We start from the raw sequence: 25,095 nt of genomic DNA, 5'->3' as shown, positions 1-25,095 counted from the left end.
ATGGGAGTAAGCGCGCTGATTCTCTTCCGGAATTACAACATTGGAACCCAGCAGGTTATGGGCGGCTCTCCGTGTGAGGTCATACCAAGAATTTACTCCAAGTTCAGAAAGGCTCACTGCCCGGAGCAGGCGATTCTGAACATAATAAAGGAGAACGGCAACGTTGTCTTCGGCGAAGGGGACAACAAGATGTTTACCGGCTATGACTTTGTCTACAAGGTGTGGTACACGGGAAAGACGCTCTTCATCGAGAACGAAGACCTGCTTGAGGATGATATGATTCAGGAAGTCCTTGATGAACTGAGGAAGGAGTTCGGAGAGGTAAAGGTTGAGGTAATAAAGGAGAGAGACGCGACGCTCTTTGAGATTCAGCTCAGATAATCCGCTATCTTATGTATCCCCTCAGTATACCCGCCATCAGGAGCAACCCGAATAGGCCAACGCGTATCGCGAACTTTGTCTCGGGGGGCGTCTCAGGGAGGTCGATTCCGAACTGACCTCCTCCCCGCCCTGAAGGGCGAGGGTTCCAGCGAATTAACCCCTCGCATGGACAGGAAGGTTTGAGGGGTTCTCATTAAGGAACCCGTTGGAACGAGTTCTTCGAACCCCTCGGGGAGGGCCTTCCCCCCGTTACCCCTCCTCTGAGCGTAAAGACCGCTCGGATTAGGGGTTATGGTGTTCACGGCCTTTTTCAAAATGTTAAAGGCACCAACCAAGTCCGCATTAAAAACAAGCCCCGTTGCGGGACACTTAAACAAACCACGAACGAAACGAGCCTCCTCATGAGGCCTCCCGCAAACGGGACAAAGCTTAGAAGTGAAAGCCTCATTAACAAGCTCAACCTGAATACCATACTCCTCTGCAACCTCAGTCAAGCGTTTGATAACGTAATTAAACCGCCAGACGTGAGAGAGGATAAAATTCTGCTTTTTGCTCCGGTCAGAGTTCCTCGCAATTCCCTTTGGATAACCAACGACAATCTTAGAAACGCCCAACTCGTAAAGTTTCCTCATGGTTTGCCTTACCGCCGTGTTAAGGTAGTGTTTCGCCTGAAGTTTGGACCTCCTATGCATTCTCCTGAGTTTTCTACTCGTTTTGGCTCCACTCTTATTGAGTTTAGACTGGTAATCGGCAATTTTTCTCCTCCAATAAAAATCAATACTCTTCAAAGGCCTTCCATTCACGAGGAAGCTTTCCCCGTTTTCCACGTAAACGGCCATGAGATTGTTCACTCCCAAGTCAATTCCTGCTGAAAGGCTTCCCTTTGGAGTTCTCGGGAGTTTAACCCACTCACCACCCTCAAGCTTTTCCTCGACGGTAAAGCTCAAGTGGGCATACCACTTCCTCCTAACCGGGTCATAAGTGATTTCTAAGCGTCCCTGCTTGCCCTTCAGGTGAATTCTGCCTTTGAACTGAATTTCTAAGCGTTTGAATTTGCCAATGCCTTTTAGAATGAGTTTATTACCCTCAATTTTGTATTGGTCGTTTCTGAGGACGATTAAGGGTTTTCTCCTCCCGTTTTCTTTGAGGTAGTTTGGTGGTTTAGGCTTAAGCCAGTTGGGAAGTTCTCCATTTCTCTTCTTCCGGAGGAGTGAGAAGAAACTCCTCCAGCTTTCAGCGTTCTTCCTCGCTATTTGTTGAACGGTTGCAGAGCCAATTTCCCGTTTAAACTCTTCATAAACGGTTTTTTCGGTCGAATTGAAGTCCACGATTTTGCCCTCGAAGAACTGTTGTCTTCGCAGGTAGTTTACGCGGTTCCAGACTTTGGTTCCAGTATCGGCTAATTCGAAGAGGATTTTCGCTTGCTCTTTTGAAGGTTGGAGTTTAACCATTACTGTTCGCTTCATTTTAAAGTATGGTATGAATTTTAAGCTTTAAAAGAGTATCGCTTTCCTAATTGAAGGGCCGTTGAGCAGTTTACTGCATCCCCGCCCTAAAGGGCGAGACTTTCAAAAGAAAAATGTAATACACTACCCACTTTGCCATTGCACCACCGGAGGGATTAAAAAGTCATGCCTTAAAAGAATTACGACATTATGTATTACAAAGAGGACCCGGAAGGGGAGAAAGAAAGAACTCAGAAGAACACTATAACCGCGTCCCCAACGACCGCAGTCTCGACCTCTTCCCCTTCGCTGAACACCGCCTTCCTGATGACGACGTCGTCTTTGCTCAGCTCGACCTTTTCTCCATCGACCTCGAACTCAACCTTTCCGGTCTCCTTGAGGGCCTTTGCCACTTCTTCCGCGTGTTCCTTGAGGTAGGCGGTAATCTTCGGCACGAGCTTGCCGTAGCGCGGCCCGACTGTCCTGAAGTTGGGCTTTATCTCGGTTATGCGCTCCTCGAGCTCAGGCTCACCTTTGATGACCTCGAGTCTCTCGATGTTCATCGTTCCGGCTATGTCCCTCTCGATGGTCTTGAGCTTCTCGTAAGAATCGGTTGCATAGATGGCCACGTGCTTGAGCTTGGCGTTGAGGGCGAGGCCGTGAGAGTTCTTGTAGCGCCTTATCACGCCGACTATTTCTCTCGCCAGCTCGCCGAGCTTCTCGGCCTCTTCGTCAATTCTGTCCTCCCTGAACTTCGGCCAGTCGAGGAGGTGAACGCTTTTAGCGCCAACCCTCTCGCGGAAGAGGTTCTGGTAGAGCTCCTCGGTGATGTGCGGGACGAAGGGCGCCATCAGGAGCATCAGGTTGTAGAGGAGCTCGTAGAGCGCCGCTTTTGCCTTGAGCTTGCTCTCCTCGTCGTCGCCGTAGAGGCGGTACTTAATCATCTCGATGTAATCATCTGCCACCTCGTGCCAGACGAAGGTTATCAGCTCGCGCGTGAGCAGGTTGAAGCGGTAGCGCTCCATCTCCTCGGTGGCGAACTTGATGAGCCTGTGGAGCCTGCTGAGAATCCAGCGGTCGAGAGGTTCGAGCTCCTCTGGCGCTTTGTCCGGGTCGAAATCAGCGAGATGTCTCTCGGCGAAGCGGTAGATGTTCCAGACCTTCTGCAGGAAGCGGAAGTTGTAGTCAACGGTCTCCCACTTGAACGGGTGGTCCTCTCCGGGCGGGGCGAGGGCCGTCCAGAGCCTCAGAGCGTCGGCGCCGTACTTCGGAATGACCTCATCAGGGGCAACGACGTTGCCGTAGCTCTTGCTCATCTTCCTTCCATCGGGCCCGGCGACCATTCCGTTGATGAGGACGTCGCGCCAGGGCTTCTGGCCGGTGAGCATGTAGGTCCTGAATATCGTGTAGAATGCCCACGTCCTTATGATGTCGGTTCCCTGGGGCCTGAGCGCGGTCGGGAAGTTGTGCTCGAACCAGCGCTTGGCTTTTTCGTCGCCCTTGATAGCCTCGTGCCACTTGGTTATTATCAGCGGGGTTATGCTTGAGTCAACCCAGCAGTCGAGGACGTCGGTGACGGGCTTCGGTTCGCTTCCGTCGGAGCACTTCCTAGGAGGCTTGTCAAAGCGCGGGTCAACCGGAAGCTTATCCTCGTCGGGCAGTATTATCTCGCCGTTATCGCAGACCCAGAAGGGAATCGGCGTTCCGAAAACCCTCTGCCTGCTTATGACCCAGTCCCAGTCCATTGACTCGGCCCAGTCCTTGAGGCGGAGGAACATGTCCTCGGGATACCAGTTGATTTCCTTCGCGACCTTCACTATCTCGTCCGTGAAGTCCTTGACCTTGATGAACCACTGCTTCTTGGGCAACAGCTCAATCGGGGCCATACAGGAGCTCCTCTCGGTGTGTCTGAGAACGCGGTGCCTTATCTTCTCCTTCTTGTAGAGGAGGCCCATCTTCTCGAGGTCTTCGGCAATCTTCTTCCTCGCTTCCTCTGTCTTGAGGCCGGCATAGGGTCCGGCGTTCTCGTTCATCGTTCCATCCTCATTGATGGCTATGATGACCGGCAGGTTGTAGCGCTTCTGCCAGACGACGTCCTGCTCGTCACCGTAGGTACAGTTGTAGACCGCTCCGGTTCCAAAGCTCGGGTCAACGTCCTCGTCAGCCAGAACCGGCACCTCGCGCTCGAATATCGGGAGCTTGACCTTCTTGCCGACGACGTCTTTGTAGCGCTCGTCCTCCGGGTGGACGAAGACGGCAACACAGGCGGGCATGAGCTCGGGCCTCGTGGTGGCTATCGGAACGTAACCGGAACCATCGGAAAGCGGGAGCTTGATGTAGTAAAGGTAACCTTCCTCCTCGACGTAGCCGACCTCGGCCTTGGCAAGGCTCGTCCTACAGCGCGGGCACCAGTAAACCGGGTGCTCGGCCTGGTAGAGGAGGCCCTTCTTGTAGAACTCGATGAGGGACTTTTGGACTGCTGCCTTGTACCAGTCGTCCATCGTGTGGTATTCCAGGTCCCAGTCGGCCGAGTAGCCTATCCTGATGAACTGGTTGCGCATGGCCTCGATGGCCTGCCAGGTCCACTCAACGCACTTCTGGAGGAACTTCTCTGGCTGGTCCTTGCTTATTCCGAACTCCTTCTCGACCTTAAGCTCGGTAGGAAGCCCGTGGTTGTCGAAGCCCTGCGGGAAGAGCACGTTGTAGCCGGTCATTCTCTTATAGCGCGCGATGATGTCAATCCAGGTGTGGCTGAGCACGTGACCGAGGTGGAGCGTTCCGCTCGTGAACGGGGGCGGGGTGTCAATCGCGTAGCTCGGCCTCTTCTCGTCGAGCTCGTACTTGTAGATTTTCTCATCGAGCCAGAACTTCTGCCACTTGGGCTCAATCTCATTCGGGTCGTAGTTCTTCGGGAGCATGGACATCACCCTTTAGGTTTTCAAACGATGTTCTACCCTCAGAAGGGGGCTTTAAAAATCTTGGCGGTGCCCTTTTGAAGACTAACCAAGAGGGAAAACCGACGAATTCAGGCGTTGAAATCTGCGTTACGGTGGACGATAGGCACCACCAGTGCGCTGAAATGAACCGGGGCTTAAAAAGTTTGCTACTTAACCGCCACCAGCCAGTACCTCCTGTCGTTGGGCCTCAGCTCGTGAAGGTTTCCGTAGATTTTAACCTTCCTGAAGTGCTTCTCGGCCAAGAGCCTCATCTCCCTCGGCGTGTAAATGTTCAGTTCATCGTCCACCATGAAGGCCCTAACGCTCCCATCGGGCTTCACTATCTGCACGAGCCTCTTGAAGCGGAGCTTCTGAAAAGCCGGCTCCACCTCGCGCCAGTCTGTTATGACCAGCCTCTCATCGCCCTTCCTCTCGTCCCATACTATTGGACCGTCCCTTCCCCCATAGTACCAGCATGGGAAGTCCGCTATGAAGACCCCGCCCGGTTTCAGCGCCTGTTTTACAGAATTAAATAATCGCTGAATTGCAGAATCATCGAAATACATGATTGATGAGAAGAACATAGTTACTGCATCAAACTCTTCCTCGAACTCAAGTTTAAGCGCGTTTCCCTGCAGAAACTCGATGCTGAGCCCTTCCCTTTCGGCCTTTCTTCTCGCAACTGCCAGCATCTCCTCGTGGAGGTCGAGGCCCGTAACCTCGTAACCGCGCCTCGCGAGTTCGAGCGTTGGAATCCCGGTTCCGCAGGCGAGGTCGAGGATTTTCTTTACTCCCCTTTCGGCCTCTTTCCGGAACAGCTCCTCCACGAAGTCAATCTCATCCTTAACCCGCTCGGCCCTTCGCCTGTAAATCGCGTCGTAGTACTCGGCCAGAACGGTGTAGAGCTCGTGCATGGTACCACCTAAGTGAAGTCGAGTTCAATCTTAAAATCCTTCTCCCAGCTCCCTGAACGCTCCAATAAGCCTGTCGTTCTCTTCTGGCTTCCTCACCGAGAAGCGCACGTATTCCGGCAGTCCGAAGCTCGCACAGCTTCTCACGAGGATTCCGCGCTTCTTCATGGCTTCAACGAACTTCCCAGCGTTCCCGACGCGCTTGATGAAGAAGTTTGCGTCGCTTTTAACGTTTAAGGTTTTTTCAAGCCTCTCCTTTTCGCGCCAGATTATGGGCATCGTCTTCCTGAGGTGCTCGAAGCCATCTTCAATTAGGAATTCGAGAAAGGCAACTCCCGTTGAGCCTATGCTCCATGGCATCCTAACGCTCCTGAAGGCCTCTTCAAAGCCGAGAACGTAGCCGACCCTTATTCCCGGCAAACCGTAGCTCTTGGTAAAGGTTCTGAGCTTCACGATGTTCTCTCCCTCAGGACTCTCCGGTTTTTTCACGAAGTCTATGAAGGCCTCGTCGAGGACGAGGAGCGCCCCTCTGTCTTCCACCGCATCGAGGAGTGGCTTGAGCTCCCTAACATGGTAGAACCTGCCATCAGGGTTGTTGGGGTTGCAGAAGAAAACGACCGAGCCTCTCTCGACGAGTTCTGCCAGCTTTCCCGGCTCGTTCGGACCTTTGACGACCTTCGCCCCAAAAATTTTCGCTGTTCTCTCGTACTCGCCGTAGGTGTGCTCCGGTATTATCGCCTTCTTCCCGCGGAGCGCGAGGATTCCAAGCAAATAGAGCGCCTCGGTGATGCCGGCCGTTACAGTTAGAGGCTCGCCAACAAGCCCTTCCAGCTCTTCCTCAAGCCTCTCGTAGTAGGGGTAGCGGTTACTGATTTCTCTCGCGCGTTTGAACATCTCGTCGAGCCACTCCGGCGGGTAAGGATTGAGCGACGCCGAGAAGTCGAGCAAACCTTCCTCCCTCGCGCCTCCGTGGTAGGTCGAGAACTTCACCGGCTCGAGCATGGACACACCCCCGTTGTGAGGAGTAAAAGGACGATTCCAATCCATTCGGCAACGACGAACCAGTAAACCTTCAGGGCTCGTTTTATGTCCTCGTTTTTCGGCTCCCTGCCCGGGAAGTGATAGACGCCGGGCTTCTCAAGCCAGACTCCAAGAACGGCGCTCATAGCTGACATCGGCTTGTCAGAGTTAATCTTGAACTTTGCAAGGCGGTAGTGCCTGAGAACCTTCCCACCGCCGAGGGGGAGGTAGAGGAGAACCGTTAGCCTCGCCGGAATGAAGTTAAGGACGTCGTCCAGCCTCGCTGAAAACTTGCCGAAGAACTCGTAGCGCTCGCTCCGGTAGCCGAGCATGGCATCGAGCGTGTTCACCGCGCGATAGAGCAGGGCTCCAGGGAGGCCGAAGAGGAGGAAGTAGAACAGCGGAGCGATTACGGAGTCGTTGAGGTTTTCAGCCAGGCTCTCTATCGAGGCGGAGTTGAGGTGAGCTTCATCGAGGGTTTCAACGTTCCTGCTCACTATCATCGAGACGGCCTTCCGCTTCTCCTCGATGTCCTCAGTTACAGTCCTCTCTATGTGCTCGTGGAGGCTCCTTACCGCGAAGGAGCTTTTCAGGAGGTAAACTGCCAGAACGTAGTTCAGCGGGGAGGGGAGGTAGCAGGGAAGGAGCGAGAGGACCAAAGCGAAGGCAATAACGAGCAGGGCCGTTAAAGCTCCTGCGAGGAAATCGGAGAGGGGGCCTCTTCTTTTCCACTTCCTGTCGAGAAAGCCTGCTATCCTCCCGAACCAGACTACGGGATGGAGCTTAACAGGTGGTTCCCCAAGGAGGAGGTCCCAGAGGAGCGCGAGGAGAAAAACGATTAGGGCGTCCATTCCCCGAAGGCCTCCCTGATTTTAGCGTACTCGGCGAGCATCTCATCATTCGGCTCGCGGACTCCGCGACGCACGTACCAGGCCGGATGTCTCAGGTACTCCACTTCAAAGCCGAGCTCCCTCAGGGCCCTTTCGGCGGTTCTGCCGAGGGCAAAGACGGCTTCCGGCTTAAGGATTTCGAGTTCCCTCGCGAGGAGTTCGTAAGCGCCTTCCGGAACGCGGGACAGCCTGTTGCTCGGAGGGTTGCACTTCACGACGTTGGTTATGTACACGAAGTCCGGGTTGATGCCGAGGTGAAAGAGAACCTTCCTGAGTAAGCTTCCGGAGGCGTCGCGGTAGAAGCACACGCCGGTTTTTCCGCAACCTCTCCTTCCCGGCGCTTCGCCCACGAGGACGACCCTGGAACCCGTCCAGCCGTTGGCAAAGGGCAGTCCCTCGAACTCGCCGACCTGGAGCTGGTAGCGCAGGTTCTCCTCACCACAGAAGTACTCGGGGTCCGTTAGAAGGGAGCAGTAGAGGGCAGAAAGCTCTATCGCCCGGGCCTCTGAGGACTCATCGGTCACCAAAAACCTTTCCTTCGGGTTGTAAATCGTCCGAGAGTAGGTTCCGTAGGTTTTCTCATCCAGACTCAGGAAATCGCGCCAGGTTTTCAGCGAGATTTGCCCGGTCAGCAGGTTTCGCGGGTTAACATAGACGTCGCCAACCCTCTGGAGTTCATCAATCCGAATCAGCATAATGGATAAAAGCTCCAAACCCTTTATAGGCTTGGTGGTTGGATGAAGGGAGTCGCCTTTTTCTCAGGTGGCAAGGACGGCCTCTACGCGGTTCACCTTGCTGAGAGAAACGGAATCGAGGTTCCCTACCTTCTCGCGCTCAAAACGACTATAGGCCTCTCGCCCCACTGGGAGAACTTCAACGCTTTAAAAACGCTCGCCGACGCGATGGGGAAGGAACTGCTAACCTTCGACATGAGCAGAGGGAGCAAGGCACTAGCGGAATTCATAGCTTCGCTGGACGTTGACTACATCATTGCCGGCGACGTCCTGCTGGAGGACCACCTGAAGTGGATTGAGCTCCTCGCGGAAGAAGCCAGAGTCAAGCCCCTCGAACCGCTCTGGGGGTGTGATACAAGGAAACTCGCCGAGGAAATTTTGAATGCGGGCTTTGAGTACGCGATAATAGCCGTGAACCGCGAAAAGCTCGGCAAAGAGTGGCTCGGCTACACCTTCCGCTCGGTCGCCGACCTAGAGCTCTTCCTCGAAAAGAATCCCGGTGTTGACCCGGTCGGCGAGTTCGCGGAGTTTCACACCGTTGTTTTAGCGTCTCCGCTCTTTGAGGGGCGCTTTGTCCCTGAAATCATCTCGACCGAGGAGAGTGAGAGGTATCACTGGGTTAGGTTCAGGCTGGTGAGAGCATGACCCCCGAAGAACTCCTCTTTAAGCTTGAATCCAAAGGAGTAACCCTCGAAAAGATGCTCGACACCGCGTTAGAGCTCTACATCGGCGACGAGCGCGAGAAAGTCAGGAAAAGGCTGAGGGAGCTGATGCTGAGGTATCTGGGCGACATCAACGTCCAGGCTCTGCTCCTTTCGGCTCTACTGCTCGAAGAGAACTTCAAAGTTGAGGGCGATCCCGTGAACCTTGTGGCTGATGAGCTCATCGGCATGAACATCGCCGAGCTCATAGGCGGGAAGATGGCGCTCTTCAACTTCTTCTACTACGACACCAGAAAGCCCGGAATTTTAGCCGAGCTTCCGCCTTTCCTCGACGATGCGATAGGTGGCTTTATAGCGGGCTGTATGACGAGGCTGTTCGAGGAGGTGTAGCGGTGCGTAATCTTCTACCCTTCTTCACGCGGATTCCGGTCAAAGGTGACTTCGAGAGGGTTAAAAATGAGCTCTGGGCTCTCCCGCTGTTGGCGCCCCTAACGTCGGCCCTGGCGACGCTCGTTCTTTACCTGAAACTCCCACTGAGCAACGTCTTAGCCCTCCTATCCCTCTACCTCACGATAGGCCTCCTCCACCTTGACGGTTTGGCTGACTGGGCCGACGGAGTCATGGTCAAGGGCGACCGCGAGAGGAAGGTTAAGGCGATGAAGGACTTAAACACGGGCATAGCCGGGGTTTTTGCCGTCGTCATGGTTCTCCTCCTGCAGGTTTATTCTCTCCCATTCCTCCCGTTCTACGCGCTCTACCTGGCCGAGCTGAACTCCAAGTTCGCCATGCTCTTCGCCCTCGCAACTAAAAAGCCCCTCGGTCGGGGCCTTGGGGCGTACTTCATGGAGGGCATGAACGGAAGGCAGCTGGCCATCGGAACGGTCCTCTACCTCCTCCTGCTCCTGCCAATAGTCTATATCGAACCCCTCTCGCTCGCGTCTCTCTTAGGCCTCCTTGCGGGAGCCTACGTCGTTCACCTCTCGCTGGAGAACTTCAGCGGGCTGAACGGTGACTGCATCGGGGCTGTGGCAGAGATAACGAGGGCCGGGGCGCTCCTGGGAATGGCGGTGGTTTGGCAAGTGATTTAAAGGAAAGACACTAAAGGTTGAACGGTGGGAGAATGGAGGACATAGAGAAGATATTCACAAAACTCCCCCCAGAGGCGAGAAAAGAGCTGTTGGATTACGCCGAGTTCCTGCTCGCAAAGTACGGGGCAAGGAAAAGAAAGGGGTTCAGCTTTACCTGGGCGGGGAAGCTGAAGGACGTTAAAATGACCTCAGTGGAGCTTCAGCACAGGGCCTTGGAGTGGCGGAGCGATGTATCTGATTGACACCAACGTTTTCCTTGAAATCCTGTTGGGTCAGGAAAAATCCGAGGTTGCAAAGCGGTTTTTGAGTTCGCACGTTGGAGACCTTGCAATGAGCGATTTCACGCTTCATTCCATCGGAGTGATTCTTTTCAGGCTCAAGAGGCCAGAGTTATTTTTGGAGTTCATCAACGACACACTGCCCAATATCGAAGTTGTAACGCTTCCAACTCCCGACTATCCCCGTGTTGTTGAATTTCACGAAAAGTACGGACTCGACTTCGATGATGCTTACCAGTGCGCAGTCGCAACGACTCATGGTCTAACAATCGTAACCATGGACGAAGACTTCAGAAAGGCTCCCTGCGAAGTTAAAGTAATTTTTCTCTGATTCAGGGGATTGCCGATGATAGTCATCATGGCCGGCGGGCGCTCGAGCAGGATGGGGAGGGAAAAGCCAGTTCTGAAGGTCGGTGGAGTGCCGATGCTCCTCCGCGTTCACCGCGAGGCCGAAAAGGTCGGTGAGACAGTCGTTGCCATCTCCAAGAGCACGCCGAAAACGAGGGAGTTATGTCTCCGCGAGGGGATTCCTTTCGTTGAGACGCCTGGAAACGGCTACGTTGAGGACGTTAAGTGGCTCCTCCGCGAGTTCGAGCCGTTCATCAGCGTCTCCGCGGATTTGCCCTTCGTCAAGGCGAACGACATAGCGCGGATTTCAGGGGCCTTTGACGGGAAAACGAGCCTGACGGGGGTTCTACCGCTAAAGCTGGTTCCGAAGGATTTGAAGCCCGTCGTTTACAGGGGCTACGTGATAGTTGGCTTAAACGCCGTCGGAACTGAGGGCGAGCGGTTCTTCGAGCTGAGAAACCCATTGCTCGCTTTGAACGTCAACACGCCGGAAGAGTTAAAGCTCGCGGAGAGGATAGCGGGGCTGGTGGGAAGATGAGGGGGAGCGAGGTTAAAGGGGCGGTGGCGTTCGTCATCTTCCTGGCGCTCGCCGTGCTGTTCCTCCTTGGTTTCCTGCTCTTTGCGGTGGTTTTAATCGCGGTTGGCCTGCTGGTCTTCATCGGGTTCTACATATACATTCGCCTGAAGCTCTGGTGGGCGAGGAGACACCCGCCGAAGGAGCTTGAGAGGCCGGAGGATTATTTTTGAAGTCCCAGCTCCCCTAAAATCCTCTCAACGTCAAGGTTCTCCCCCACGACCCTCGCGAACCTCTCGATTTCCCCCTCGATGCCTCACCGCTCAACTGAAATTGGCTCAAGGCCCTTCTCCGCCCTCAGGAAGTTGAGGAAGCGCTCCGTGAAGGCGAAGTTGTGGAATATTCCGTGAAGGTAAGTTCCAAAGGCCCTCTCGCCTATCGCCCCCTCCGGCTCGAAGGCTCTGACGCCGTTGATTGCCTTAATCACTGAGAACGGCCTTTTTGAGACGCTCCTTCCGAAGCGTATCTCGTAGCCCTCGACGGCCATTCCTTTAGCGGGTTCCCAGAGAACCTCCGCACTCAGGTGGTTTGTCCTCTTGGTTTTCTCGAAGACCGTCTTGGCCGGCAGAAGGCCGATTCCCCTAACCGTTCCGCGCTTGGACTCGACAGTGTCGATAATCTTATCCCCGAGCATCTGGAAGCCGCCGCAGATTCCGACTACAAAGGAACCCTCGCGGTGGGCCTCTATTATCGCGTCCTCAAAGCCCTCCCTCCTCAGCCAGAGCAAATCCTCGACCGTGTTCTTGCTTCCCGGGATTATTATCACGTCGCCCTTAATTTCCTCAGACCTCGTCACGTAGTCAACGCCGTTCGCCCAGTGCAGGGGCTCGAAGTCGGTAAAGTTGCTTATGTGGGGGAGCTTGATTATCTGTATGTGAAGCTCGCCCTTCACCTTGGGGAACTCCGCTAAGGAATCTTCTTCGGGAAGGCGGTGCTCGATGTAAGGAATAACACCGAGGGTCGGCTTCCCGTAGCGCTTCTCAAGGTAATCAAAGCCCGGCTTTAGGAGGGAAGCGTCCCCGCGGAACTTGTTAAAGACAAAGCCGATTATTGCGTCCCTTTCCTCTGGCCTTAAAAGCTCCATCGTGCCGACTATTGAGGCAAAGCTTCCTCCCCGGTCTATGTCGGTAACGAGGATTCCCTTCGCCTTTGCGTGGAGCATGACGCGCGTGTTGGCTATGTCGTAGTCCTTGAGGTTAATCTCGACAGGACTGCCGGCCCCTTCAATTATGACGAGGTCGTGCCTCTCCTTCAGCTCATCTAAGACTACCATCGCCTTCCTGAAGAGTTCCTCCTTCCGCGAGAGCATGTATTCGCGAGCTGAGACGCTCCCAATCGGCCTCCCCATGAAAACGACCTGGCTCCTCATATTTCCTTCGGGCTTGAGCAGAATCGGGTTGAACCTAACGCTCGGCTTTTTCCTGCACGCTATCGCCTGCAAATACTGCGCCCTGCTTATCTCACCGCCTTCGATGCTCGGGGCCGAGTTCAGGCTCATGTTCTGGCTCTTGAAGGGAACGACGTCGTAGCCGAGGTTCGAGAAAACCCTGCACAAGGCAGTAGCGAGGAGCGACTTGCCTGCTCCCGAGGACGTTCCGAGGACCATCAAGGCTTTTCCCATCTCCAACCCCAAAGCCTATAAGCGGGACTGGATAAAAACTCCACGGTGGTTGGAATGGAGAGCCTCTTCCTTCTCGTCCTGGGCAACACCGAGATAAGCACCGTGCTGGGGATAAGCGTTGCCGGAGCGACGCCTGAACTGACGAAGCTGACGCCAGTGGCCGACGCGGAGTACCTATTCCACGAGAAGCCCCTGACGATTGACGTGATTCCCGTAACGCCCGAAGGCCACCCAACGCCGGCCATAATCACCAAGGCCGCGAGGGAGCTTGCCAACTTTCCGATTCTCGTCGTCAGGGGAGGAACGTATTTAGCCCCTCTCGTCCCGCACGTCCACATCAGCGACGCGATTGGAAGGGACTTCAGGAAGGAGCCTGCACTTCCCGAGTTCGGCGATATAATCAAACGCGCCAAGCTCTTCGGCGAGGAGCTTAACAAGACGCCGGTGAAGGAGCTCATAATCGGCGAATCGACGCCGGGAGGAACGACAACCGCTCAGGCCGTCCTCTGGGCGCTCGGCTACGAAGCGAGAACCTCTTCAGCCTCCCCGGATAATCCCCAGAGCCTCAAGGAGAAAGTCATCGCAGAGGCATTCGAAAGGGCAGGAGTTGAGAAAGGTCAGCTGAGGGACAACCCCCTCGAGGCCCTCAGGCAGTTCGGCGACCCGATGATGGCAACGGTAATCGGCATTGCGCTCGGCTTTAGGAAGGATATCGTTTTAGCGGGCGGGACGCAGATGCTGGCAGTTTCGGCTCTCCTTAAGGCCCTCGGCGAGGATTTAAGCAGGTTCATGATTGCCACGACCAGGTGGGTCGTGAATGACAAGAGCGCAACCTTCATCGAGACCGCGAAGGAAATCGGGATAGTGACATATTCGGCCGACCTTGACTTCTCGAAGAGCGAATTCAAGGGATTGAGAGACTACGAGAGGGGCTACGTCAAGGAGGGCGTTGGAGCGGGAGGCGCGACGTGGCTGGCCGTTAAGGCCGGCTTCTCGCCGGAAGAAGTCAGCGCGAAGGTCGAGGAGCTGTACAGAAGGCTCATGGAGATGAAGTGAGTTCCCGCAGGAGTTCAGCTTTTATTTATCCAGCTTTTCCGACTTTTGTAAGGTTAGAAACGTCAGTACTCGAACTCATAGTCCCTCTCCCTCATCTTCCGTATCATCTCGGTTATGTCCTCCACGTCTTCTGTGTACTCCGTTTCATCCTCCGCGAGTCGAATTAGGTCCTCAGGGGTTACCCTGCCCTTTCGAATTTCCTTTAACCGTATTTTCAACAGGAGGTTCTGTGCATCGAGGAACAGCTTCTCGACCTGCCTCTCAACATCCTCCATTCTCTCACCGGTCCTAATAGGAACCGAAACTATTTAACCCTTCCCGCATCACGGAAGCACGGCACTTCAAACTCCCGATTCTCCCGCGCGCTCCTTCTTTAGAGCATCAATTGCGTGGAGTAGTACAAAGGCAAGGGCAGAGACGACGGCCACACCGACGGCCGGCTGGGAGCGCTTCGCGAGGAGGGCCGCGGGAATGGCAAAGGCGTAGAGAAGGGCAACGTCGAGGAGTGCCTTCTTCAGGCGTAGCTTCCGCCCAACGAGTGTGCCGATGTTGATGAGGATGTATCCTAACGCAAGTATCGTGCCGGCGTAAAGGGGAAGCAGGGCAATGCCTCTGCTTGAGCCCACGAGGTAGTAGAAGATTGCTCCGATGGCGATTGCTCTCGCGACGTTCACCAGTAACCGCCGCAATGTCCCACCGGTAAAGCACTACAAAAAGAAGTATTTAAATCTTTTTCCGGTTAGTATGCCTGGCGGTAGCCCAACATCTCGTCCCCCTCCCACTTTCTTAAACTCTCCTCAAGCGCCTCCCTGACCGCCCTGCCGATGCTTATGCCGAGTTTCGTCGCCGTTCCAGCCCACTCCGTTTCGCCCTCGAATGCGAAAACCCCGATGCCGTCGCTCGTCGTCCCGGTGGCATTGTATCCGAGCCTCAGGAGGGTGTAGGTTTTTGCCTCCGTTGCCGTCATTATCGCGTTGGCCATCGCACCGACCGTAAGGCCCTCCTCGATAACGAGGGCGACGTTTATCGTCCCAGGCTCCCACGGTGGTGGCTCTTCGCCTGCTATTGCAGGGTTGGTTATTCCTGCGGTAACGTAGGCCTTAACGCTCCCGCTCCTCGAAATTGCAAGCACTTTGCCGATGTCCGCGGCCGTCATGAAGCCGACGAAGTTTTTCAAACCGTTTTCGCGTTCGAAGGCGAGGCAGTCGGCTTTGTAGTCGCCGGAGTAGTTCTTTGGAACCTTCATGAAGAAGAAGCCGTTTGCTCGGGTTAGACCTCCCCTGTGGGGCGCGTTGCTGAGCGAGAGCATCGGTTCATTGAAGGGCAGGATGAAGTGGTTGAACTCCATGCATACACCTCTTTAGGAGGAGATATAACCCTTCCCCCGGTGATGTTAAACGCTTCCGTTTGCTGAAAGGTTATTAAGGCCGAGAAATATTTTACCCCGGTGGTAATATGGGCGTTGAGGAGCACAAGAGAAAGGCACCAAAGAAGTTTCGCTTTGCTGTCATAACGGTCAGCGATACCGCGAGCAGGGGCGAGAAGGAAGATAAGAGCGGGAAGTTCCTCATCGAGGAGCTGGAGAAGGCGGGACACGAGCGGGTTCTCTACAGGGTCGTGCCGGACGAGAAGATGGCGATAATCGGGGCGGTCGTTGAGGCCTTCGAGAGGGGAGCAGAAGTCGTCGTTACCTCCGGCGGAACGGGGATAGCGAGCAGGGACGTGACGATAGAGAGCCTGAGGCATCTTTTCGATAAGGAGCTAACGGGCTTTGGTGAAATCTTCAGGCTGATGAGCTACGAGGAGATAGGCACGGCCGCAGTCATGACGAGGGCAACTGCGGGCGTCATCAGGAGCTCGGGAAGGGCGATGGCGGTCTTCTGCCTGCCGGGGAGCCTTGGAGCCGCGAAGACCGGAATAAAGATTATCCTCAAGGAGGCCGGCCACGCCCTCAAGCACGGGAGGGAGTAACCTTATAGCCTGTTACTCCGTATCCTCGAAGGGTGAAGCCGATGGAGAGCGTTGATGACGTTAAGAAACACGTTCCCCCGAAGGACGAGAGAGTAAAGGCCCTTCGAAAGTTGCGGGGGGCACTTGGAACGTTCGACGAGGAGACGATTCAGTGGGCCATTCGGGAGGCTGAGGAAATTTGAAGGACGTTGTCTTCATGGAGAAATATCACCTAATGCCCTCCGATGCCCAGATAGTTCTCACCTGCAAGAGCTACGGGGTTGATAAGATTGCAACCTTTGATTCCGACTTTATGAGAGTTGATTTTCTCAAAGTTTTGGGGGTGTGAAAATGAGAGAATTCAAGCGCCTCACTCCCTACCGGGAGGCATTAAAGTTACTCCTTGACGACCTGGGTGAGATTGGGGAAACCGAGGAAGTTCCGCTGGAAGATGCCCTCGGCAGGGTTTTAGCTGAGGATATAGTTTCGCCGATAGACAGCCCGCCCTTTGACCGTTCGGCAGTTGACGGCTATGCCCTCCGCGCAGAGGACACCTTCCCCGCGAGGGAATACAGCCCCGTCGAGCTGAGGGTCGTTGACGAGATTGTCGCCGGCGAGGAAAGTAAAGCGAAAGTGGAACCCGGGACGGCAGTAAAGCTCATGACAGGCTCGAAGATGCCAGAGGGGGCGAACGCGGTTCTGATGCAGGAGATGGCAGAGCGCGAGGGGGACGTGATAAGGGTTCTCCGCCCCGTTGCTCCGGGCCAGAACGTTGCCTTCGCCGGCGAGGACGTGAAGAAGGGGGAGGTAATCCTGAGAAAGGGGCAAGTTCTCAGGCCTCAAGACTTGGCACTCCTCAAGAGCGTGGGTTTCAGGACGGTTAAGGTCAAGAGGAAGCCCCGGGTTGGGATAATCGTTACGGGCGACGAGCTGATTGAGGAGTTCGACGAGGAGGCGTTGAAATCCGGTAAAATCCTCGAGAGCAACTCGGTCATGCTGAAGGGTCTTGTGAGGCAGTACTTCGGCGAGCCGGTTTTTTACGGCGTCGTTCCCGACAACGAAGACGCGATAAGGAATGCAATCGAGAGGGCGAAGGCCGAGAACGACCTCGTGCTCGTCACCGGCGGTTCGGCCTTTGGAGACAGGGACTTCGCCCACAGGTTCGTTAACCTGCTCTTCCACGGGACGACGATAAAGCCGGGCCGGCCGATAGGCTACGGCGAGAGGGTCTTCATAATGAGCGGCTACCCCGTGGCTGTCTTCGCGCAGTTCCACCTTTACGTCAAGCACGCCCTGGCGAAGCTCGTTGGGGCGAGGAACTATGAGGTTCGCGTTAAGGCAACGCTAACCGACAGGATTCCCAGCCAGCTTGGAAGGCACGAGTTCGTCAAGGTCTGGTACGAGGACGGGAAGGCAAGGCCTATCAGGAAGAAAGGTAGCGGGATAATAAGCTCGCTCGTTGAGAGCAATGGTTACGTGGAAATCCCGGAGGACAGTGAGGGGTATCTCGAGGGAGAAGAGGTTTGGGTAACGTTGTACTAAAGGTCCCCCACCAACATCCCGCTGTCCGGGACCTTTATAATTTCTCTAACATCCTCTGGAAGTTCTTCAATAATCTCCAATTCTTTTTGGGTAATATCCTGAATTATCTCCATGACCTCGCGCTTTCTCTGTTCCAATATGTCATAGACTGGATTATCCCTAAGCCAAGGTATAATTTCTTTAACATTTTGCTCGGGAGGTTTCATAAGACCACTCTCAGTCATGGCATTATCTATTATGCGTTTCGTATTAATAACATTTTCTGTTCACTTTTTGCACATTAATTTTAGTGGTAAGCAAAAATAGAAAACAAACCAATTAGGAACAGACTTGATAACCGGAACAAGCAGCGAAATGTCGCCCGCCCGTAACGCCCGCCCTCATCGAAGGCAACGCCACACTCAGGCGGGTTAACCCAGGCGGGCGAGAACTGTGCCCGGCCTGGGTTTCCCGCGGTCATTGTGCTCCGGGACGCGGAAGGCCCTCCCGCGGGGACCTCGCTGAGGCCGGGCTGTAGCCCCCGCATCGCCCCCCGGTTCATTCTCCCCGGGGTCCTCGCGCGGGGGCATTGTTAGGTAGGGGGCGCGGTTTATAAACCCTCACTCGAGGAGTTTTCTTAACTGGTTGAAGAGGCGCTCTTCAACGCTGTTCCTGTCTATTACGAGAATTAAAGTGCCTCCTTTGACCATAACTAGGTCCCTAAGCTTGGATAGAAACTTCATGAGGGAATCCCATGAGTTATACATGCTCAGGTATTCAATGCAGTCAAGAACGACAACACCAGGAATTCCCATTCTAGCGGTTTCCTCCAGATATTGGAAGGTTATTTCAGTCATTTTTGCGAGCTCTGTTGGATTAAGCGTTCCTGCTATGTTCTCCCTTCTAAAGGGAACCGCCGTTACAAAGTATGTTCTCCATCCTTCGCGGGAGTACTCCAAGTCCCTTAAAAACGCCAATACCGGTGCATTTTCAAGCTTTGGTAGCAGGGTCTCAAACTCTTTTGGCTGGACTATAATCGTGCCGCTGTGTATCTCCGGGGCCTTCACATCAATGCTTCCCTCAAGGAATTCCCTCGTGGATGTAAGACGATACATTGAGTACGCCATCATAACCGTTAGGGCCGTTGAGAGGGTAAACCCTATGGGAAGGTACCACTCGTAGAGGCCAAAAAGCGCTGCTGGAACGAGATGGAGGCCAAAAAGAAGAACGCTGAGATAGAGCACCTTTGCGGGTTTCTTGTAAATAGCCTCTATGGGTTTCAGCAGAACACCACTCGCAAAAACAAAGGCACCGCTTACACCGAGAGAAACCCCAGCAGTTAGGGCCCAGTCGGCGTTACCCGTAAACCTATACACGGCAACGACGAATCCGTAGAATATCGGCGCCATCAGGCCCATTTTTTTGAGGGTTGAGTGGGACAGCGGTATCGATTCCTCCTCAAGAAGCCTAACTGCACCAACGAACATGAGCATTGCAAAAATTGTCAGAGAAAGTTCGGCTATTGTCTGTAGAACGCGATTCGTAGATGCAGAAAGGGCAACCATTATGAAATCCGCAATCCATGCCACAGAGAAAAACAGAGCCGACCTGCGCCTGCGCTTTAGGTACACCCTCATTATCAGTGCGAAGGCCGTGAGGTCAGCTATCATGACGAGAAGCCCGCTGACAAAGGGCATTATGTCATTTACCGCCATGGACAACCCTCCTTGGGTCGGTAAAGCCGTCCCATCTAAACGGTCCGGCCGGCGGAGCCCGGACGGCGGTTTCCTCTTCAATCTTCACAACGAGCACCTCCGGTCTGGCTATAACCACGGCCAGCAAACCCCTTTCTCCGTAGTCCACCACGCGGTACCCATCCTCGGTTTTCCTGACCGGGAAAATCAGGGTGAATGGCCAGTTGGGGTAGTAGGATATCCCCCTTCTCCCGGGAACCCCAACGAGGTCACCGAAGAGGTAGTAGCCGTAGAGCGGGACTGCCCTGGCGTTTGGGAACCTCTCCTCAACTTCCTTGAGAAAAGCGACGTCTGTTCCAACACCGCTTAGAATAACGGCCTCTATGTCCTCAGACGCGCTTTCAAAGAGCCCGATTAAAGGTGGTGCGGTTCTCGCAAGGTTTATCCTGTCCCTCCTAAGCACGCGCTCGGTGTAGCGGACGAGAGGGTTGAGAATTCTCAGGACCTCCTCAACCCCTTTCTCCTCCAAAACTCTCTTCAGCCCGTCGGTTTCCATTCCTATGAAGTACAGGTAGCCACCGTAGCCCCACACGAGCTCGCTTATCTCGTCCTGATACCAGCCGTAGGGGCCGTGTGCAAGGGCACGCATCCTGCCCGGGGGAAACGTTTCGTTCAGGCCGTAAAGTTCGTCGAGGGCAGATTTAAGGTACGAGACGAGGTATCTCACGTATGCCCTGTCCCAGTGCCCGATGGCCCTCTCGCGCGTAGTTCCTGAGGACTGGTAAAAGCGAACCATGCCCCGGTAGCCCTCAGGCAGAAAATCGAGCCAGTTGGCACGCAGGTAGTCTTCTTTGACGAAAAAGCCCCTGCTGAGCAGGTTCTCGACGGTCTCTACCACCGTGTCCCCGAGTAGCTCCTCAACCCCGAAGGAGAACTTCCTCCAGTATGGGGATTTCTCAAGATGGAATTCAATGACCCTTTCGAGGTGGCTTAGAACTTCGTCTTCTTCGACTTTAAGGGGTTCCTCGATTAGACCTTTCGGAACATCTTCGTACGTCATGGCATGTAATTGTTCACAGGAGAATATAAGCCTTTCTTAAACGTCTTTCTAAACGAAAGTTGCATTTTGAACCCATAGGGTTAAATAAACCAACGCCCAATGTTGATGGGTGACGCCATGCCCACCGTTATATATCGCAAAACCCTGCTGGATGGGTTTAAATACACCCTGAGCAAGGCCGTGGAAACGACTCCGTTCTGGAAAGAGAAATTCGAGGGTCTTGACCTGGACGGGATTTCTCCAGAAACCCTCGGCGAACTAACGGCCAGGGTAACAATCAAGCCCCACGACCTTTACGAGAGGTCCCGCGTTTGGCCGGACTACATACGGGAGGGCCGTCTCTTCCACGCGGTTATGCGAACCAGCGGGACGACCGGCCGGCCGAAGAGGGTGCCCTTCACCCCGGACGACAAGAGACGAACCGCACGCCAGATGGCGCCGTGGGTCAACGAGTACTTCGAGAAGGGCGAGAGAGTTGCTTCCTTCTTCCCGCCGCTGCCGTCTTCATCGGGCACCTTCGCACTGAGCGGGCTTGAGAACAACAACGCTGGAGTTGCGTACTTCCAGGTGCCGATTACTTACCTCCAGAACAGGGAACTCCTTCTCAAGGAGCTTGAGGACATAAAGCCAACCTCGATATGGGCCCTAACTGCCACCGCCTACAACCTCGGCCTCATCCTGCCGGAGAAGCTCAGGGAGGACGTTAAAACGATAGTCGTCGGCGGTGAGACACTCACTCCAGAGCTGGCCAAGGCCACCCTTGAGCTGTTCCCTAACGCCGTCGTCATAGACAACTTCGGCTCGACGGAGGACGACGTTACCGGCTTCAGGATAGTTATGAGAAAGGGAGCAACGCCCTTCCACTTCGGGGAGTCCGTAATAGTCCTTGAGGACACCGGCGACGAGGATTATCTGGAATACAAGAGGCTCTACATTACCAAGGTCATGCGCGAGGGCGAGCTAACTGGATTACCTCTCTTCAACTACGACATCGGCGATTTGGCGAGGCTCGAAAACGGAGAAGTCGTCAGCATAATCCGCGTTAAAGACGTCGTCGTCCTCTCCGGGGCAAAGCTCCACATAGACCAGGTCATGGAGATAGTCTACGGCCATCCCGAGCTCAAGGACTTCGTGATGCTCTACCACCCGCTCTCGCCGGACAACCCGAGGCCCAAGGTGGTCATAAGGGTTGCCTACGAGGGCGAAAAACCGGCTGGAATCGAGGATGAGGTGAGGGAGCTCATCTACGAGGCCAACAATCCGGTTCGCTACGAGGTCGAGGAAGCGAAGAGCTCTGAGCTCATAATCGAGGCAGTTCCGCTGGAAAAGCTCCGCGAGGGCCTTCCAGTCAGGCCTGGGAAGACCAAGAGAATATACGTCGCCGGAAAGGACTTCTGATTTTCTTCCCTTTAACCACCTTGTCATAATGCCGAAAAGTTATTTAAGGCCCTTCTCAGATTTCCAGCCGGTGGTGGGAATGGCGAAAGCGAAGATTATCCACGACGGAATTCACGGTAGCATGAAGGTCACTGGGGTAATCCTCGAACTCGTCAAAACGCCCGAGTTCCAGAGGCTCAGGCACATAAGACAACTCGGTCTGGCGTACCTCGTCTACCCCGGCGCCAATCACTCGCGCTTCGAGCACTCCCTCGGAACGTGGCACATAGCAAAGCGCCTCTCCGACGAGGTCGGGCTCGATGAAGACGAAAGCCTGCTCCTTCAGGTCGGCGCTCTGCTTCACGACATCGGGCACGGGCCCCTAAGCCACACCTTCGAGGGAATCTACAGGCACTACGTGAAGGAGCGCGACCACATGCGCCTCGGCCAGGACATCATAACCGGAAGGATAAACATCACCGGCGATGAGGACGGGGGGAAGATTCCGGAGATACTGGAAAGCCACGGAATTGAGCCGAAGGAAGTGGCGGACCTAATCCTTGGCAGGGCGAAGAAGCCCTACCTTGGCCAGATGCTCCACGGGGGAGTTGACGTTGACCAGCTCGACTACCTCATCAGAGACGCCCACTACACCGGCGTCGCGCACGGAATAATAGACCTTGAGAGGCTCCTCAAGGTGCTCGAAATCCACGATGACGAGCTCGTTGTCGACGAGAAGGGTGTTGAAGCCGTCGAGGGAATGATGGTGGCGCGCTCGCTGATGTACTCGCGCGTTTACTTCCACCACACGGTGAAGATTGCCGAGGGCATGCTGACCAGAGCTCTGGAGTTCGCCCTCGAGGAGGACCACCTCTGGGACTTCTGGAAGATGACCGACTGCCGGGTTCTGGTCGAGCTGGAGGACTTGGAAGGCCTGCCTGCGGAGCTCACGAGGCGCGTCCTTTACAGGAAGCTCTACAAGGCCGCGGTTCTCGCGAGCGCAGAGGAGCTCAGCCAGGAGGAGAAGAGAGAGTTGCTGTCTGCTTACAGAAACGTCAAGAGGAGGCAGGAGCTTGAGCGGGCCCTGGCGGAAGCGGTCGGCGCAAGCGAGGGCGAGGTAATCCTTGAGTTCAGCATAGCCGACCTGATGCTCAGCGAGCCGAGGCTGAAGGAGACCGGCATAAAGGTGCTCCTCGAAAACGGCGAGGTTCAGCCCCTCTCGAAGGTAACGCCCCTTGCGAACGCCCTCAAGAGGAGGCAGACCCCCAGGTGGGCCGTTCTCATAGCCTCGCCGGAGAAGTACGTCGGAAAGCTCCGCGAGAGCTGGAGAAAGGTGCTCTTCAGCTGAAGAGCTTCGCCTTTATCTCCTTTTTGAGCTCCTCAATCATCTCAATGAGCTCGTCGGCGTCCTTAACTTCCCTGAGGCTCTCCTTCGGGATTATGGGGACCTCCTTGACGACTTCGGTCTTGGTCTTCTCAAGGATGAACACGCCGTCGGAGTTGATTATCCTGCCAACCTCGGCCACCATCTCGGCCCTCTTCACCGTCGAGCGGGTCTTCCTCTCGTCTATCCCCGTCAGGATTCTGAACTCGTCGCCCTTTGAAACCGCGTTGAACGGGGCCTTCTTAACCTTCACGAGGCCGAGACCTAGGCGCTTCAATCTCTCAAAGACTTCCTTTTCGAGGGGGCTCTCGGGCTTAACGTCGAGCTTCGCCTCGACCCTCGCGTTCAGAACGTCAATCGGCTCGGCTAAAGCCTCGTCGAAGAGCTCTTCGAGCCTAATCGCCACCTCAAGTGAAACGGCCTGCTCACCGCGCTCGTAGTTGAGGAGGGTCTTCCTCGAAACCCCGAGGAGCTGTGCCAGCTCGTTGACCGAATAACCGTGCCTCTCGCGAAGCTCCCTGAGGAGTTCGCCGTTTATCCGAACGTAGAGCCCACCGCGCTCCGCGAAGATAGCCGGTAGCTCGTTGTTGGTGAGGACGTCGTAGAGCGTTTCCGGTCTCAAAGCGTAGATTCCGAAGCGCTCGTAAACAACTCCCTCCTCAAGTTCCGCGTTCTTCGAGCGAAGGCCCACTATGAGGGGGGAGGCGTTGAAGAACTTCGCGAGCCTCTTCAAATCCTCGGCCTGCTCCTCGGTAACGGTGTCTATGTTCGCGACGACCTTGAGGAAGAGAAGAACCACTAACCGGCTCGCGACTATGTCGAAGCAGGAACCTCTAAACTCAAGGCGGGCCGTTTTGTAGCCCGCGCTCCTGAGTATCGCCTCAACGGTTTTGATGAGCTTCTCCCTTTCCATCGGGTTTAAATACTCGTAAGGGCTTAATAAAGTTAAGGTGCGCCCGATGAGGCCGGTCGTTCTCAAAGGCAACCTCGTTTCGCTCGCCGTTCCGCTGAGGGACGACGTAAGGAAAGCGTGGCTCTGGTTCAACGACAGGAGCGTGAGACTCTTCTTAACGGCCCCGGAGGAAGTCTTCTTCTTTGAGGACGAGATGGAATGGTATGAGAGGATTAGAAAGGCAAAGGAGCGCGAGAAGGTCTTTTCGATAGTGGAGAACTCAACCTCTTCCCTCGTCGGTTTCATAGGACTCCACAGGATAGACCACCGCGACGGAAGGGCAGAGCTCGGTTACTTCCTCGGAAGGGAGCACTGGGGGAGGGGCTATGGAAGCGAGGCGGTGAAGTTGGCCCTCGATTACGCCTTCAACTGGCTCAACCTCAGGAAGGTCTACGCGAGGGTCTACGAGCCGAACGTTGCCTCGATAAAGGTCCTTGAGAAGAACGGCTTTGAACTCGTCGGGAGACTGAGAAAACACCATCACGTCCCCGGTTATGGCTTCGTGGACGAGCTGATTTTCGAAAGGTTTAGAGAAGAATAGGGAAAGAAGCTCACTCGAGCTTCTTGTAGCAGAACCACCAGTCGTAGCACTCGATTTCGCCCTTGGCCTTGGCCTCTTCTCTCTGCTTTTTCTCCTCGATGGTGCTGGCCGGCGGGATGATGGCCTTGTCGCCGATGAGCTCGTTCTCGGGCCACTTGTGCGGAAGGGCAACTCCCTTCTCGTCGCTGACCTTGAGGGCCTTGACGAGCCTGAGTATCTCGTCCCAGTCCCTGCCGACCTCGGCCGGGTAGTAGACGATGGCCCTTATGACGCCCTTGTCGTCAACGATGAAGACAGCCCTGGCGGTTATCGTTGCTCCGCTCGGAATCATGCCGAGCTTCTCGGCGAGCTCACCGCGGTCGTCGGCTATGACCGGGAACTCAATCTCAACGCCAAGGTTCTCCTTAATCCACTCCATCCACTTGATGTGGCTGAAGACCTGGTCAACGCTCAGTCCAATCGGCTCGACGCCGAGCTCCCTGAACTTGTCGAGCCTCTTCTGCATGGCGTAGAACTCGGTCGTACAGACCGGGGTGAAATCTGCTGGGTGGCTGAAGAGTATGAACCACTTGCCCTTCTCGGCGAAGTAGTCGGGGAGCTTTATCACTCCGTGGGTGGTCTTGACCTCAACCTCTGGGAACTTTTCTCCTATGACGACCATTTTTCATCACC

General features: G+C 54.9%; 30 protein-coding genes and 1 pseudogene. 16 read left to right on the top strand and 15 right to left on the bottom strand.

All coding sequences use genetic code 11. From position 1 onward, the window contains the following. On the top strand, positions 1–381 hold the full coding sequence (locus E3E30_RS03250) for a hypothetical protein (RefSeq protein ID WP_167728433.1): 381 nt from the start codon (positions 1–3) through the stop codon (positions 379–381). A 92-nt stretch (positions 382–473) separates the two neighbouring features. Here E3E30_RS03250 and E3E30_RS03245 read toward each other — a convergent pair whose 3' ends face one another. The 6 genes from E3E30_RS03245 to E3E30_RS03220 all read right to left on the bottom strand — a co-directional run bounded on the left by E3E30_RS03245 (position 474) and on the right by E3E30_RS03220 (position 8,278). Further along, positions 474–1,847 carry a transposase gene (locus tag E3E30_RS03245; RefSeq protein WP_240922516.1) on the bottom strand — a complete coding sequence of 458 codons (1,374 nt, stop codon included), beginning with the start codon at positions 1,845–1,847 and terminating at the stop codon, positions 474–476. 230 nt (positions 1,848–2,077) lie between these two features. After that, a complete protein-coding gene (locus E3E30_RS03240) occupies positions 2,078–4,744 on the bottom strand; it encodes a valine--tRNA ligase (protein WP_167728909.1) in 2,667 nt (888 codons plus the stop codon). 185 nt (positions 4,745–4,929) lie between these two features. Further along, complete coding sequence (locus E3E30_RS03235; protein WP_167728432.1) at positions 4,930–5,676, bottom strand: class I SAM-dependent methyltransferase; 747 nt, start codon at positions 5,674–5,676, stop codon at positions 4,930–4,932. A gap of 30 nt (positions 5,677–5,706) precedes the next feature. Further along, on the bottom strand, positions 5,707–6,675 hold the full coding sequence (locus E3E30_RS03230) for an aminotransferase class I/II-fold pyridoxal phosphate-dependent enzyme (protein WP_167728431.1): 969 nt from the start codon (positions 6,673–6,675) through the stop codon (positions 5,707–5,709). Further along, entirely contained in the window at positions 6,660–7,544 is an 885-nt protein-coding gene (gene cbiB, locus E3E30_RS03225; protein ID WP_167728430.1) for an adenosylcobinamide-phosphate synthase CbiB, read from the bottom strand. The genes E3E30_RS03230 and cbiB overlap by 16 nt, the downstream gene beginning before the upstream one ends. After that, complete coding sequence (locus E3E30_RS03220; protein WP_167728429.1) at positions 7,532–8,278, bottom strand: uracil-DNA glycosylase family protein; 747 nt, start codon at positions 8,276–8,278, stop codon at positions 7,532–7,534. The genes cbiB and E3E30_RS03220 overlap by 13 nt, the downstream gene beginning before the upstream one ends. Positions 8,279–8,320: 42 nt before the next feature. Here E3E30_RS03220 and E3E30_RS03215 point away from each other — a divergent pair, with 42 nt between their 5' ends. From E3E30_RS03215 to E3E30_RS03185, 7 genes are read left to right on the top strand one after another with little or no spacing between them, the layout of a single operon-like run. Then, the gene (locus E3E30_RS03215) at positions 8,321–8,962 is read left to right on the top strand and encodes a diphthine--ammonia ligase family protein (RefSeq protein ID WP_167728428.1); all 642 of its coding nucleotides are present in this window, start codon (positions 8,321–8,323) and stop codon (positions 8,960–8,962) included. Continuing rightward, on the top strand, positions 8,959–9,369 hold the full coding sequence (gene cobZ, locus E3E30_RS03210; protein WP_167728427.1) for an alpha-ribazole phosphatase CobZ: 411 nt from the start codon (positions 8,959–8,961) through the stop codon (positions 9,367–9,369). The genes E3E30_RS03215 and cobZ overlap by 4 nt, the downstream gene beginning before the upstream one ends. 2 nt (positions 9,370–9,371) lie before the next feature. After that, complete coding sequence (gene cobS, locus E3E30_RS03205) at positions 9,372–10,067, top strand: adenosylcobinamide-GDP ribazoletransferase (protein ID WP_167728426.1); 696 nt, start codon at positions 9,372–9,374, stop codon at positions 10,065–10,067. Between the two features lie 32 nt (positions 10,068–10,099). Further along, positions 10,100–10,309, top strand: a complete 210-nt coding sequence (locus E3E30_RS03200) for a DUF2281 domain-containing protein (protein ID WP_042689755.1) — start codon at positions 10,100–10,102, stop codon at positions 10,307–10,309. After that, entirely contained in the window at positions 10,296–10,676 is a 381-nt protein-coding gene (locus tag E3E30_RS03195) for a PIN domain-containing protein (RefSeq protein ID WP_167728425.1), read from the top strand. The genes E3E30_RS03200 and E3E30_RS03195 overlap by 14 nt, the downstream gene beginning before the upstream one ends. A gap of 15 nt (positions 10,677–10,691) precedes the next feature. Continuing rightward, positions 10,692–11,231, top strand: coding sequence for an NTP transferase domain-containing protein (locus E3E30_RS03190; protein WP_167728424.1), 540 nt, complete (start codon positions 10,692–10,694; stop codon positions 11,229–11,231). Continuing rightward, positions 11,228–11,440: a hypothetical protein gene (locus E3E30_RS03185; RefSeq protein WP_167728423.1), complete on the top strand. Its 213-nt coding sequence runs from the start codon at positions 11,228–11,230 to the stop codon at positions 11,438–11,440. Before E3E30_RS03190 ends, E3E30_RS03185 begins: the two co-directional genes overlap by 4 nt. On the opposite strand, the pseudogene E3E30_RS03180 reads toward E3E30_RS03185, so the two are convergent. Further along, positions 11,431–12,888 (bottom strand): annotated as a pseudogene (locus tag E3E30_RS03180) (cobyric acid synthase). The gene E3E30_RS03185 and the pseudogene E3E30_RS03180 overlap by 10 nt on opposite strands. Before the next feature lie 54 nt (positions 12,889–12,942). On the opposite strand from E3E30_RS03180, the gene cobT reads away from it, so the two are divergent. Next, positions 12,943–13,944, top strand: coding sequence for a nicotinate mononucleotide-dependent phosphoribosyltransferase CobT (cobT, locus tag E3E30_RS03175; protein WP_167728908.1), 1,002 nt, complete (start codon positions 12,943–12,945; stop codon positions 13,942–13,944). 62 nt (positions 13,945–14,006) lie between these two features. On the opposite strand, the gene E3E30_RS03170 is transcribed toward cobT, so the two are convergent. From E3E30_RS03170 to E3E30_RS03160, 3 genes are all read right to left on the bottom strand, one after another. Next, positions 14,007–14,219, bottom strand: coding sequence for a hypothetical protein (locus tag E3E30_RS03170; protein WP_167728422.1), 213 nt, complete (start codon positions 14,217–14,219; stop codon positions 14,007–14,009). Positions 14,220–14,285: 66 nt separating this feature from the next. After that, positions 14,286–14,618, bottom strand: a complete 333-nt coding sequence (locus tag E3E30_RS03165) for a hypothetical protein (RefSeq protein WP_167728421.1) — start codon at positions 14,616–14,618, stop codon at positions 14,286–14,288. 65 nt (positions 14,619–14,683) lie between these two features. Continuing rightward, complete coding sequence (locus E3E30_RS03160) at positions 14,684–15,292, bottom strand: adenosylcobinamide amidohydrolase (RefSeq protein WP_167728420.1); 609 nt, start codon at positions 15,290–15,292, stop codon at positions 14,684–14,686. Between the two features lie 107 nt (positions 15,293–15,399). Here E3E30_RS03160 and E3E30_RS03155 point away from each other — a divergent pair, with 107 nt between their 5' ends. Genes E3E30_RS03155 through glp form a run of 4 tightly spaced genes read left to right on the top strand, consistent with a single transcriptional unit; the run spans position 15,400 to position 17,436 of the window. Continuing rightward, positions 15,400–15,915 (top strand): molybdenum cofactor biosynthesis protein B, encoded by a 516-nt coding sequence (locus E3E30_RS03155; protein ID WP_167728419.1) that lies wholly within the window; start codon positions 15,400–15,402, stop codon positions 15,913–15,915. A 32-nt stretch (positions 15,916–15,947) separates the two neighbouring features. Next, entirely contained in the window at positions 15,948–16,097 is a 150-nt protein-coding gene (locus tag E3E30_RS03150; protein WP_167728418.1) for a hypothetical protein, read from the top strand. Further along, entirely contained in the window at positions 16,094–16,243 is a 150-nt protein-coding gene (locus tag E3E30_RS03145; RefSeq protein ID WP_240922514.1) for a PIN domain-containing protein, read from the top strand. Before E3E30_RS03150 ends, E3E30_RS03145 begins: the two co-directional genes overlap by 4 nt. 2 nt (positions 16,244–16,245) lie before the next feature. Then, complete coding sequence (gene glp / locus E3E30_RS03140) at positions 16,246–17,436, top strand: gephyrin-like molybdotransferase Glp (RefSeq protein ID WP_167728417.1); 1,191 nt, start codon at positions 16,246–16,248, stop codon at positions 17,434–17,436. On the opposite strand, the gene E3E30_RS03135 is transcribed toward glp, so the two are convergent. From E3E30_RS03135 to E3E30_RS03125, 3 genes are all read right to left on the bottom strand, one after another. After that, on the bottom strand, positions 17,433–17,660 hold the full coding sequence (locus E3E30_RS03135; RefSeq protein WP_167728416.1) for a hypothetical protein: 228 nt from the start codon (positions 17,658–17,660) through the stop codon (positions 17,433–17,435). The genes glp and E3E30_RS03135 overlap by 4 nt on opposite strands. Before the next feature lie 375 nt (positions 17,661–18,035). After that, complete coding sequence (locus tag E3E30_RS03130) at positions 18,036–19,130, bottom strand: DUF835 domain-containing protein (protein ID WP_167728415.1); 1,095 nt, start codon at positions 19,128–19,130, stop codon at positions 18,036–18,038. Continuing rightward, positions 19,117–20,169 (bottom strand): hypothetical protein, encoded by a 1,053-nt coding sequence (locus tag E3E30_RS03125; protein WP_206205061.1) that lies wholly within the window; start codon positions 20,167–20,169, stop codon positions 19,117–19,119. The genes E3E30_RS03130 and E3E30_RS03125 overlap by 14 nt, the downstream gene beginning before the upstream one ends. A 117-nt stretch (positions 20,170–20,286) precedes the next feature. Between E3E30_RS03125 and E3E30_RS03120 the strand changes: the two genes are divergently transcribed. Together E3E30_RS03120 and E3E30_RS03115 are read left to right on the top strand one after the other, a co-directional pair. Next, a complete protein-coding gene (locus tag E3E30_RS03120) occupies positions 20,287–21,567 on the top strand; it encodes a class I adenylate-forming enzyme family protein (RefSeq protein WP_167728414.1) in 1,281 nt (426 codons plus the stop codon). 79 nt (positions 21,568–21,646) lie between these two features. Further along, positions 21,647–22,894, top strand: coding sequence for an HD domain-containing protein (locus E3E30_RS03115; protein ID WP_167728905.1), 1,248 nt, complete (start codon positions 21,647–21,649; stop codon positions 22,892–22,894). Here the strand turns inward: E3E30_RS03115 and E3E30_RS03110 are convergent. Further along, a complete protein-coding gene (locus tag E3E30_RS03110) occupies positions 22,887–23,843 on the bottom strand; it encodes a transcriptional regulator (protein ID WP_167728413.1) in 957 nt (318 codons plus the stop codon). The genes E3E30_RS03115 and E3E30_RS03110 overlap by 8 nt on opposite strands. Positions 23,844–23,889: 46 nt before the next feature. On the opposite strand from E3E30_RS03110, the gene E3E30_RS03105 reads away from it, so the two are divergent. Continuing rightward, the gene (locus tag E3E30_RS03105) at positions 23,890–24,423 is read left to right on the top strand and encodes a GNAT family protein (RefSeq protein ID WP_042689792.1); all 534 of its coding nucleotides are present in this window, start codon (positions 23,890–23,892) and stop codon (positions 24,421–24,423) included. A gap of 10 nt (positions 24,424–24,433) precedes the next feature. Here the strand turns inward: E3E30_RS03105 and E3E30_RS03100 are convergent, their stop codons facing one another. Further along, positions 24,434–25,084 (bottom strand): peroxiredoxin, encoded by a 651-nt coding sequence (locus E3E30_RS03100; RefSeq protein WP_167728412.1) that lies wholly within the window; start codon positions 25,082–25,084, stop codon positions 24,434–24,436. Between the last annotated feature and the right edge of the window lie 11 nt (positions 25,085–25,095).

It is taken from the genome of Thermococcus sp. 9N3 (assembly GCF_012027685.1).
GTDB classification, from domain to species: domain Archaea; phylum Methanobacteriota_B; class Thermococci; order Thermococcales; family Thermococcaceae; genus Thermococcus; species Thermococcus nautili.
Note: the sequence above shows the minus strand (reverse complement) of the source record. Positions and strands in the feature narration are given on the sequence as shown.